General features: G+C 47.1%; 9 protein-coding genes and 1 pseudogene. 5 read left to right on the top strand and 5 right to left on the bottom strand.

Annotated features, from left to right (window positions below; translation table 11 throughout):
* On the top strand, positions 1 to 671 hold a 671-nt coding region (locus Q0095_RS00630; protein ID WP_297880404.1), incomplete at its 5' end, for a sulfite exporter TauE/SafE family protein.
* A 383-nt stretch (positions 672 to 1,054) separates the two neighbouring features.
* Positions 1,055 to 1,435 (top strand): CrcB family protein, encoded by a 381-nt coding sequence (locus Q0095_RS00625; RefSeq protein ID WP_297880402.1) that lies wholly within the window; start codon positions 1,055 to 1,057, stop codon positions 1,433 to 1,435.
* Between the two features lie 588 nt (positions 1,436 to 2,023).
* Here the strand turns inward: Q0095_RS00625 and Q0095_RS00620 are convergent.
* The 5 genes from Q0095_RS00620 to Q0095_RS00600 form a co-directional block, all read right to left on the bottom strand.
* Positions 2,024 to 3,181: a hypothetical protein gene (locus Q0095_RS00620; protein WP_297880400.1), complete on the bottom strand. Its 1,158-nt coding sequence runs from the start codon at positions 3,179 to 3,181 to the stop codon at positions 2,024 to 2,026.
* Between the two features lie 68 nt (positions 3,182 to 3,249).
* Positions 3,250 to 4,239: a hypothetical protein gene (locus tag Q0095_RS00615; protein ID WP_297880398.1), complete on the bottom strand. Its 990-nt coding sequence runs from the start codon at positions 4,237 to 4,239 to the stop codon at positions 3,250 to 3,252.
* A gap of 76 nt (positions 4,240 to 4,315) precedes the next feature.
* Positions 4,316 to 4,909, bottom strand: a complete 594-nt coding sequence (locus Q0095_RS00610; protein WP_297880396.1) for a hypothetical protein — start codon at positions 4,907 to 4,909, stop codon at positions 4,316 to 4,318.
* 263 nt (positions 4,910 to 5,172) lie between these two features.
* Positions 5,173 to 5,385 (bottom strand): 30S ribosomal protein S21, encoded by a 213-nt coding sequence (gene rpsU, locus Q0095_RS00605; protein WP_005869392.1) that lies wholly within the window; start codon positions 5,383 to 5,385, stop codon positions 5,173 to 5,175.
* A gap of 51 nt (positions 5,386 to 5,436) precedes the next feature.
* Positions 5,437 to 6,069: a hypothetical protein gene (locus Q0095_RS00600; RefSeq protein WP_297880394.1), complete on the bottom strand. Its 633-nt coding sequence runs from the start codon at positions 6,067 to 6,069 to the stop codon at positions 5,437 to 5,439.
* Between the two features lie 171 nt (positions 6,070 to 6,240).
* Here Q0095_RS00600 and Q0095_RS00595 point away from each other — a divergent pair.
* The 3 genes and pseudogenes from Q0095_RS00595 to Q0095_RS00585 all read left to right on the top strand — a co-directional run bounded on the left by Q0095_RS00595 (position 6,241) and on the right by Q0095_RS00585 (position 10,765).
* A pseudogene (locus Q0095_RS00595) lies at positions 6,241 to 8,553 on the top strand (ribonucleoside triphosphate reductase).
* A gap of 17 nt (positions 8,554 to 8,570) precedes the next feature.
* Positions 8,571 to 9,293 carry an anaerobic ribonucleoside-triphosphate reductase activating protein gene (locus Q0095_RS00590; RefSeq protein WP_297880392.1) on the top strand — a complete coding sequence of 241 codons (723 nt, stop codon included), beginning with the start codon at positions 8,571 to 8,573 and terminating at the stop codon, positions 9,291 to 9,293.
* A 449-nt stretch (positions 9,294 to 9,742) separates the two neighbouring features.
* Positions 9,743 to 10,765, top strand: coding sequence for a ribonucleotide-diphosphate reductase subunit beta (locus Q0095_RS00585; protein WP_177387058.1), 1,023 nt, complete (start codon positions 9,743 to 9,745; stop codon positions 10,763 to 10,765).
* Positions 10,766 to 11,082: the final 317 nt, after the last annotated feature.

Below are 11,082 nucleotides of genomic sequence, written 5' to 3'. Positions count from 1 at the left end.
GCGGCGGTACGGTCGTAATGCCCGTGATGATGGCTCTGGGATACGACGTCAAGACCGCCGCGGGCATCTCAGTGATGCAGATGTTCATCGTCTCGCTTTTCGGCTCGTATCTGAACTACCGCGCGGGCAGACTCCGCCTAGATAGCGGTATCGCGGTGGGGCTCGGAGGGCTGTGCGGCGCGAGCATATCGGGCTTCATCGTAAAATACTCGCCGGAAATCGTGCTTGAGATCGGTCTTCTGCTGACGCTTGCGATCTCATTTCTCAAGCTCTTTAGCACGAACGTAGCAAGCGGTGGCAATGCAAACCCCCACGGCGCAGTGCTGTTTTTCATCGGCTTTGCTATCGGCGCGATTGCGCTTAGCATGGGCGTGGGCGGCGCGGTATTTCTAACGCCGGTATTGGTCGGATTTTTGGGCGTCGATATCAAAAGAGCGGTCTGCATGGGGCTATTTTTCATCGTTTTCGGCTCATTTAGCGCGCTTTTAAGCCTCTCGTACAATGGCCATGTGGATTACGAACGCGGCGCGCTGCTAGCTGTGGGCGGGCTTTTGGGTGTGTATTTCGGCACCTCTCAGGCTCGCCGTGCAAAGCGCGAAACGCAGAAAAAATGGCTGCTCGTCCTTTATGTCGTGCTATTTGCGCTAGCGCTAAAAAAGGTGCTACAGTAGCGCCCGCTGTAGTAGCGCTGCAGCGATTGTCGCGCTATTGTTTTGCTTTGCGGTCGTTCCGCTACAAGCGCGATTTGGGCGCCTATTACGGGCACGTCAGAGCGATTCTATGTGCGCTGTTTTGCTACGCCGCCCTTTTGCGTCTCGTAGTTTTTTGCTTTGCCGTCCTCTTACACTGCGCGCGTTTGGTCTCCATCTTGCGGCACCACGTAAAACGTCGCGTTTCATCGCGCGAGTAAATTTTAAAACGAAATTTCAAAAAGCGCGAGCAAATTTTAAAAGAGAATTTTAACTAATCGCGTTAAAATAGCGAAGTCGCACATCTTTCGTCCTATGGAGGCTAGATAGCGAAATAAAATTTACAAATTTTAAAAGGACTTGGATTGACGAACTTGATTTTAGCTGGGCTAGGCGGCTGTGTAGGCGCGATGGCGCGAGTAGGCCTAAGTGGAGCGATCGCGCGCGCAATGGATCGCGCTGGATTTTGGAGTGCGTTTCCGATCGCTACTTTTTGCGTGAATGCGCTGGGAAGCCTGCTGATAGGGTTTTTGCTCGCACTAAATTTAACGCAGAGCCTGCGGGTATTTTTTGTAGCAGGCGCGTTGGGCGGCTTTACGACATTTTCTACGTTCAGCTACGATACGCTGCAATTATTGCTGGCGCGAGAATTTGCTATAGGCATGCTAAACGCGGTCTTAAGCGTATGCGTTTGTATGCTGTTTTGCTACGCTGGGCTGCTCGCGGGCAGAGCGCTTGCAAGCTAGCCGTGGAGCACGAGAGCTTTAAATTTTAAATCGCCTCTATGTTAGCGCTTTTAAATCAAAATTTATTTAAAATACCTGCGCTACAGAATTTTATCGCGCGCATATGCTGCAAAATCTGCGAGCGATGGGCACAATCCCACACGCCGTGCAGTTTTGCGAAAGGGCGCGCAGCAAGTAGTTTCGCAAAGTGCAATATCAAGCAGGAATTATAAGGCGAGCAAATCGTAAGACGAGCGAAAAGTAAAGCGAGCGAGAGGGATTGTAGCTAAATAATGGTGCTCGGCGTCGGGCAGGCTGGCAAAATCCAGATAAATTTGAAATTTGCGTGCATTCTCTGCGTATCTTGTTCGCCGCAGTTTTGTGAAATTTCGCTATCTTGCGCCTAGTTATCGCGACGCCCTAAAAATTTCGCTGTCTTGGCGCGGATAAAATAAACCTAAGCCGCGCGATAAATTTGAAAAGCTCCGCGGGCAAATTTTAAAGCTTGAAGCTTAGAATTTTAAAATTCTCACGTAAATTTTAGAAGCTAAATTAAAGCGCGCCGAAATCACGATCTTATGTGTCAAATCCTACAGCACTATCTTAGATTTATCGCAAGCGGCTGCGAGCTCTCTTAATTTCGTTTCTGCAAATTTCATTGACCTGTTCGCCCTCGCTATTTCGCAAGATAACCTCGTAGTCCGTGATTTCGCGATCCTTGTTATACCCCTCAATATATCTGAATCTCGATAAAACTATTTTAAAGGATTCCACGTCGTCTAAAGTGTATTTATCGCCGAGCTTTACGTAGTTAAAATTCCTACTAGTAAGCGTATGAAAATTGCTAAATTTTTGCTTTAAATTTAGCGTATAAATTGCCGTATGAGGCGTATCGTTATCGCAGCGATTAAATTCGCTTTCATCGAAGGCAAGCGCGAGGCAAATTTCATCTCCGCAGATAACCTTGATATCCTTGGCGCTGCTGTTTATACGTATAGTTTGTCGCCATCCCTCGCCTTTGATCTCAAAGATATTGCGAGCGAGCTTTTTGGCTATTTCATCTCCGACATAACCTTCAGCTTCAGATTTATAAGCTGGGCCGAGCGCGGAGTAGTTCTGCTTTTGCGGAAAATCCGCAAGCGGAGTTTGAAGCTCGCTTATAGCGTTTAAATTTTCCTCGGTGCCTTGCGGAGCTGCAAAAGAGGTGCCCCTCATAGAGTGTAGATTAAAGAAGCCGATAAATTTCCTCACGACCTTATACGCCGTTTGAGAAAATATCTTGGCTTCATTTTTAAAAAGCGAAATATCGTAGATGCCGTAGCTATAATATCCAAGCTCTCTACTCACCCACCTTTCGTCCGGCGAACGATCGATCTCGTCGTATCCATAGTAGCGCTCTGGCATATCTTTTTGTAGCAAGAAGTCGTCGCTATCGCTGTCTTTATACCTAAGCCAGACCCCAAAATCGTCCTTAATGTATAGATAATCAAACTTCGCACCTCCTGCGAATTTTTTCTCGCCTAGCCAAAATACGAGTCTTTTGTCTAATGGCGGCAGAGCGGCGACCGGGGGCAAATTTTGCAGCTCTTTTTCAAATTTTTCATCGATATAATCGCAAGTGCTAGTGGGCATACTAGGATCGCAACCCTCGGGCGTATCGGATGAAAAAAGCAAATTTAAAATCACAAATATATACACCACAAAAAGCACGCATGCAACGCTCACGACCAAGGCGGTAATTTTTAAAATTTTTATAAAAGTTTTCATGTCCAAATTTTACCTCGTTGCACCTAAAAAGCATAAAATTTTGCTTTAAATTTGAAATCCTCCGCGTATTATCTGTACGCTTCGCCTATTGCTTCGCTAAGGCTTTTTAGTAGCTCGTCCGTGGCCTCCGCTTTATCGCGCGCGCCGCGATTTTTGCCGTTTGAGGCGCCCGCTTCGGCGCCCTTTACGCAGTCTTGCACGAAATACCACCAAAAATACCCGCCCACGTAGTTTTGCACATAACGCGGCATCGTATAATACCGCCTCATCATCGTCTTTTTGCTCGCCTGCGTAGCGTCCGACGCCGTGTTACCGCACTCGCCGATGCCGAGCTTCGAAGCGGGAAAGGCGCTTTGCAGATCGGTAAAAATTTCGCTCCAATCGGGCGCAAAGCCCTCGTTATCGTCCTCGTAGTAACTTACAAAAAGATAATCCAGCCCCTCCTTCATATCCTGCGGTACGAATTTTCGCAGCCACTCGCGCATTTCTATTTTTTGTACTCCGCTCGGCGTATAATACGCAGTAAGCGCCGTCTTAGCGCCTTTCTTGTGGATGAACTCGAATGCCGCGATCATCTTAGTGGCGATGAAATTCGCATCGTCCCCGAGCCAGCCCTCACCGTTTATTTCGTTGCCGATCTCCCAGATCTGCACGTAGGGCGCGAGAGCAGCGAAGGCGTCCGCAAACCTCTTTTCGTAGCTTTTCACGCTTTTGTACGAGCTCATCTCGTAGGAATCCACGGGACAAGCCATCACGTACGAAACCTCGCTAAGCCGCCTAAAAAGGGGTTCGTACTCGCGCGGGCTAATTTCTTTTGACATTACGACGCGCACGGTCGGCTTTACGGGTAGGGCTTGCAGGGCGCGCACGATGCTCTGTAGTTTCGCGCTCGAGGCGTCTTGCGCGTCCTCGTACCAGCCGTCGTCGATCGTAACGCCCCAGATGAAGTCAGATTTAAAATTTTGTTTTGAAATTTTATTTGGATTTTCGCCGTAAAGCGCCCCGCAAAATAGCGCCCCGCAAAATAGCGCGAGAAATATGTGTTTGAAATAGACCACGGCTTGCTCCTTGATTTTAAATTTTAAAAATTTAGCTCTTTGCCGGTCTTTCCACAACCAATCAAGCAATCAAAATTTATCTTTTGCCTCTAAGATCATAAGAATAATACGAACGAGAAAAACCCTCTACGCTGAACATAGCAAAAGCATTAAGTGCAAGTGCCGCTAAGCTTAGTAGCACCGTAGCAGGCAGTGAAAAACGCGCCAAAAACGCATTTGCAATAGCTGCAAGTACAAGTGCGATAAAGCAATATGAAAATATCGCGACTCCGCTAGTGTCGGTAAGTTCCTGATAGAATCTATAAAAAAACAGAAACGATGCGATGAATCCCAATGCAAGTAGTATTTGAGCGATGATGCCGCCCGCTAAAAATATAAATAACAATACGCCTATAAATATCGCCGCAAAGGCAATGGTTGCGTTACGCAAAAGGCTGCGGCTTGCGGTAAGCTTGGAGATATTATAAATGCTAAAGATAAAAAGCACGAATGCCGCTGCGCTTAGTAGCACTCCCAATCCACCGTAAATTCCTAATAGCAATAGCACCAGTTCGGCTATAGCTTTTAAGGCGCAGGCCGCGATGAAGGTGTATTTGATGAGTGCTACCTCTTTTTCTTGAGGGTTTGAGGGCTGCTGATCTTGAGTGTGGAGGTAGTCGTTTAAGTCCATGGTTGCTCCTTGAAATTTATGTAGAAGTATATCTAAAAAACGAATAGGTAAAGATAAATTTCAAAATTTAGTGGCTCGCGGGAGTCGTGCAAAGCGGACGCCGCACGGAGGCGCGTAAATTTAAGAGGTAAATTTTAAAATTTAGAGCGGAATTTCGGCGCTGACGCGGCGGGCAAATTTTAAGCGGGCTGTAAATTTAAAAAGATTTGAGATAAATTTCGCGCAGATCTGCAAATTTAAAATCCGCAAATCCGCGCAAACTGCTACAAGCGGGACTCGTAGCGACGTAGCGTGTAAAGACGTTTAAGCATCTTTTTGCGAGCTGAAATTTTTTGCTTTTTGCGGACTTCCGTCATCGGCTCAAAAAATCGTCTCGCGCGGACCTCGGTAACGACTAGGTTACGATCGGTCTGCTTCTTAAAGCGTCTGTAAGCTTCGTCAAATGATTCGTTCGGATATACCTTTACTCCAGGCACTTTCCTCACCGCCTTTCAAAAAAATGAATCGTGAGTTTAGCGAAAAATTCCTTAAATTTGCTTTTGAAGCGCTTTTTTATATTTCCACACGCTTTTGTTGTTGCGAGTATCTATCATCGAAAGCTCTAAAAGTAGGCTTTCGCTTGCTTGCGCGGTAGAATTTTTAGCTGCATAATTTAAATTTTTTGATTTTTTAGATCCTGCCTTACCGTCGTTTGCCACAGCGGGGCTTTGCGGTAAAATTTTACCTACCAAGATGTAATCCGGCGCGTAGATCGAGCCGCTTTCTACGGCGTGATAGCCACGGCTTACACCATCGTTGCTAAATACGAGTTCATCTTTACTTGGGGCGTCTGTGACGACCGCTTTGCCTGAATGCAGCAGTGAAATTCTAATTTTTTTGCTCAAAAATTCCGCATCCACGCCGTGCGCGTTCGTTCCATCCAGTGGCTCGATGCCGACGACGCTGAATCTGCCACCTTTTTTTCCGACGATACGCTTTGAGAGCAGATCGGCGATGCTTTCGCCTGCGATGCGCTCCAGATATGCGTTTGGATATCCTGCGTGATCGATGCCTCCGGTAAGCGCCGAATTATCCGTGCTTTTAGAGCCTTTAAGCGCAGCGCAGCCCGCTAAAAGGGCACACAGCAAGATCACGAAAAAACTTATTTTAAAATTTTTCATAGCATTTCCAAATTTTATAAAATAAACTCCGCGATTATAGCGAGATTTAGTTAAATTTCGTTTTTTATAAGCAAAATTTGTAACGGATATTCCGCTCGTTCCTTTAATTTTGAGTTAAAGATTCCTTGATATACTTTCTGCCAATTTATTCAGAAAATTCTCGGGGTGCTTATGAAAAAAATCATTAAAAGAGACGGAAGTTTTCAAGAATTTCAATCCTACAAAATAAAAGATGCTATCAAAAAAGCCTACAAAAGCGCGGGTAGCGAGTTTGACGAAAAAGTCTTCGATAACGTAATGGGCGCGATCGTTTTCAAGGATAAACTAAGCGTCGAAGATATTCAGGATCTCATCGAGAAAAAACTCTTCGAAGCGGGCGATTTCGACGTTCTAAAGAGCTTTATGATCTACCGCCATACACACAAGATGCAGCGTGAGCACATCCTGGGGCTTGAGGAGGATACGACCTACATCAACTGCACCCAGACGGTCAATGAATACATCAGCAAGCAGGATTGGCGAATTTTAGCAAATTCCAATACCAGCTACTCAAACGCAGGCCTGATCAATAACACTGCCGGCAAGGTCATCGCAAACTACTGGCTCGATAAAATTTACTCTCGCGAGGAGGGCGCGGCGCACCGAAACGGCGACTATCATATCCACGACCTGGACTGCCTTACGGCGTATTGCGCGGGCTGGAGCTTGCGCGTGCTTCTAAACGAGGGCTTTAACGGCGTGCGCGGCAGGGTTGAGAGCAAGGCACCGAAGCATTTCCGCGAAGCGCTGTATCAGATGGCAAATTTCCTTGGAATTTTACAAAGCGAATGGGCGGGCGCACAGGCGTTTAGTAGCTTTGATACATATCTGGCGCCATACGTTTTCCGCGACAAATTAAGCGACGATGAGGTCAAAAAGGCGATCACTAGCTTCGTGTTCAACCTAAACGTTCCGGCGCGCTGGGGTCAGAGCCCGTTTACCAACGTCACCATCGATATGACCTGCCCGGATGATCTAAAAACGCAGATCCCTACGCATAACAACGAGCATCTATTTAAAAATTTACACGACGAGGAGCTTTTGGCCGAGGCTAAAAGGCGCGGCAAGGACTCGCTTGAGGCTTTGACTTACGGCGATTTCGAGCCTGAGATGAACCGCATTGTGATCGCGTTTTACGAGGTTTTAACGACGGGCGATAAGTGCGGTCAGCCCTTTACCTTCCCGATCCCTACGGTAAATTTAACGGAGGAGTTTGATTGGGATACTCCTGCGGCCGACGCCGTGTTTGAAAACACCGCCAAAGTAGGCTCTAGCTATTTTCAAAATTTTATCGGCTCGCAATATATCACAAACGAAAAGGGCGAGCGCGTACCCAATCCAAAGGCATATAAACCAGGTGCTGTGCGCTCGATGTGCTGCCGCTTGCAGCTTGATCTGCGCGAGCTTCTTAAACGCGGCGGAGGACTTTTCGGAAGCGCGGAGATGACGGGAAGCATCGGCGTCGTAACGATAAATTTAGCCCGCCTAGGCTATCTGTATAAAAACAACGAAGAGGCGCTTTATGCGAGGCTGGACGAGCTTTTAGAGCTTGCTAGCTCGACGCTTGAAAAGAAGCGAAAATTCGTTACCGAGATGTTCGAGCGCGGCTTGTATCCATACACGAAGCGTTATCTGCCGGGATTTAATAACCATTTTAGTACCATCGGTATCAACGGTGCAAACGAGATGATCCGAAATTTCAGCGGCAACAAAGAAGATATTACGACGGAATTCGGGCGTAAATTTGCCCTTAAAATGGTCGATTATCTGCGCGAGAAGATCCGCTCGTTTCAGGAGCGCACGGGCAACCTATACAATCTCGAAGCTACGCCTGCCGAGGGTACGACGTATCGCTTCGCCAAAGAGGATAAGAAGCGCTACGCAGATATCATTCAAGCGGGATTTGATAAAAATATATATTACACCAATTCGACGCAGCTTCCGGCAAATTTCGGAAGCGATCCGTTCGAGGCGCTGGCGATGCAGGACGAGCTGCAAAGCTCCTATACCGGCGGCACGGTGCTGCATCTGTATATGAAGGAGCGCATCAGCTCGGCTCAGGCGTGCAAACAGCTCGTAAAAAGCGTAGTGCAAAACTATAAGCTTCCTTATATCACGATCACGCCGATTTTCAGCGTCTGTCATAAGCACGGCTACATCGCGGGCGAGCATGAATACTGCCCGAAATGCGACGAGGAGCTGCTTGCGGAATACAAGGCCAAGCAGAGCAAGGGCGCCTAAATAGCGATTTAAATTTTAATCTTAATGAAAGGATGGAGAATGGAATTTCCAAAAGAGTTAGAAGCAAAACGCACAAAATGCGTCGTTTACACAAGAGTAATGGGCTATTTGCGCCCAGTAGAGAGCTTTAATATCGGAAAGAAGGGCGAACACAAAGAGCGCGTCTTTTTTGAAGAGAAAAAAGACAAAAAACAAATAGCCTAGTCGCCGCTACCGGCCAAATGCAACAAACGCATACGAAGCCGCCGCAAGCCTTAAACCTACGTAACGCGCAGATTTACGAGATCACGCCGTTTACGATGCTTGATTTTCCTGATCACATCGCCGCGATCGCGTGGTTTTGCGGCTGCAATATGCGCTGTAACTACTGCTACAACCCCCAAATCGTTACTTCACGGGGTAAAATTTCAAACGAAGAGTTTCTGCGTTTTTTGGATGCGCGCGCGGGTAAGCTTCAGGGCATCGTGTTTAGCGGCGGCGAATGCACCTGTGCGAGCGATTTTATCCCGCTGGCGCACGAAGTTAAGCAGCGCGGCTTTTTGCTCAAGGTTGATACCAACGGCTCGAATCCACAAAAGATCGAAGAGGCGCTAAGCTTAGGGCTGATCGATTATATCGCGCTTGATTTTAAGGCGCCGCGGCGGGATTTTGAGCTCATCACGAAGTCAAGCTTATACGATAAATTTCTGCAAACTCTTAGGCTTTTGCTGCGGCGAAATTTTAAATTTGAGGTGCGCACGACCGTGCATGCCGATTTTTTAAACGAAGCAAAGATCGAGCAGATGGCGCAAATTCTATACAGCGAGGGCTACCGCGGCGTCTATTATCTACAAAACTTCCTGCCTACAGGCGATAATTTCGGCAATTTAAGCGCGCCGCTTGCGAGCTTTAATCCGAGCAAAATCCACACCGAGCTAAAGATAGAACTTCGAAATTTTGATTAAATTTACGCCGCCGCGCGCGTCTTGCCGCAATGAACGCGATGAAATTTTTCTAGCGCGCATTGTCTGGCGTGCATTGAGTCGCGATGAAATTTTATTGCGCCGTTTGCCGCAATGGTGCTTACTGCAGGCATTGGCGAAAAGTAAATAGATGGAATCGCACCGCATGCCTTTAAAATTTCATCATAAAATTCCTCCATCATAAAATTTTACCCCAAAGTTTCGTCATAAAATTTCATTTCAAAGCTTCCAAGTATGCAGCCGGTATAAAATTTAGCTTCTGCTCGCTCGGTCGCAAAATTACGCCATGTGTTCCTGCCGAGCTGCGTGCGTCTTATAAAATTCTGGGCAAATTTTACGGGTAAAATTTCACGCCTTTAAATTTTGCCCGCAAAGCCTTCGATAAGATTTTTTTCGTTACAATACGCCCTAAATTTTTAAAAAGGCAAAAAATGGATAGGAAAAAAATCTACAATCCCTTCTCCGACGAGACCCTTACCGATCGCAAGGTCTTCGGCGGCAATCCGCAGGGAATTTTAAATTTTACCAAGGCGAAATATCAATGGGCGCTGAAGCTTTGGGATCTGATGGAGGCCAACACCTGGTTTCCTAAAGAGGTCGATACCACCGACGACGTGCGCGATTATAACTTCAATCTCACAAGTGCCGAGAAGCGGATGTACGATCTCGTGTGGAGCCAGCTGATATCGATGGATAGCTTTCAGACCAACAATCTCGCCGATAATATCAACCCCTACATCACGGCTCCGGAGATCAACGCCGTGCTCGCGCGCCAAGCCTACGAGGAGGCTAACCACAGCAAATCCTACGCCGTCATGGTCGAGGCGATCTGTGAAAACACCGATCTGATCTACGAGATGGAGAAGCACGACGATATGCTTCGCAGGAAAAACGACTACATATCAAGCGTCTATGAGGAGCTCGCGGGCGAGGTTAGCGACGATAAGCTGCTGCTAGCGATGGTGGCGAATCAAATTTTAGAGGGGATCTATTTTTATAGCGGCTTTACCTCGATCTATGCGCTTGCTCGCGCGGGCAAGATGCTAGGCAGCGCGCAGATGATCCGCTTTATACAGCGCGACGAGATCACGCACCTACTACTCTTTCAAAATATGATAAATTCCGTCCGCAAGGAGCGCGCCGATCTGTTTAATAAACGCAACGTGGATAAAATTTACGAGATGTTCGAGACGGCGGGAAACTTAGAGATCGATTGGGGCAAATACATCACAGATAACCAAATCATGGGCTTTACCGACGACATCATCGAAGAATACATCCACTACCTAGTCGATCAGCGCCTGCTCGCCATCGGGCTTGAGAAGCGATACGGCGCGAAACACCCGATAAAATGGGTCGATGATTTTTCTAAATTTAATGATCAAAAGAGCAACTTTTTCGAGAGCAAGGTCACGAACTACAGCAAAGGAAGCTTGAGTTTCGATGATTTTTAGCGGATTTTGCGGTTTGAAATTTTACTCTGCCGCATCGCGGCACGGATACTTTGCAGATACTTGTCCGGCGCGGCACGGACGTACGATGAGCGCAGAAGGCGTATTACCTGCAAAATTTTTAAAATTTAGCCGCGCTACGTATCTAAAAAACGCAGCTCATGCTCTTTTGGCGCGGAGTGGACTTTCGGGAATTTTTAAAAATTTTATCGGCTCCGAATTTAAACAGAGCAGAAACTTTCGTGGCTTTAAATTTAACGTCTGGTCGGACGGGAGTGCACTATGGTCTCGCTAGAGCGACTTCGCTGCGAAAAGATGGC

The organism is uncultured Campylobacter sp. (genome assembly GCF_938045535.1).
In the GTDB taxonomy this organism is placed as follows: domain Bacteria; phylum Campylobacterota; class Campylobacteria; order Campylobacterales; family Campylobacteraceae; genus Campylobacter_B.
The sequence above is the reverse complement of the archived record's forward strand: the minus strand, read 5'-3'. Positions and strand labels throughout refer to the sequence as shown.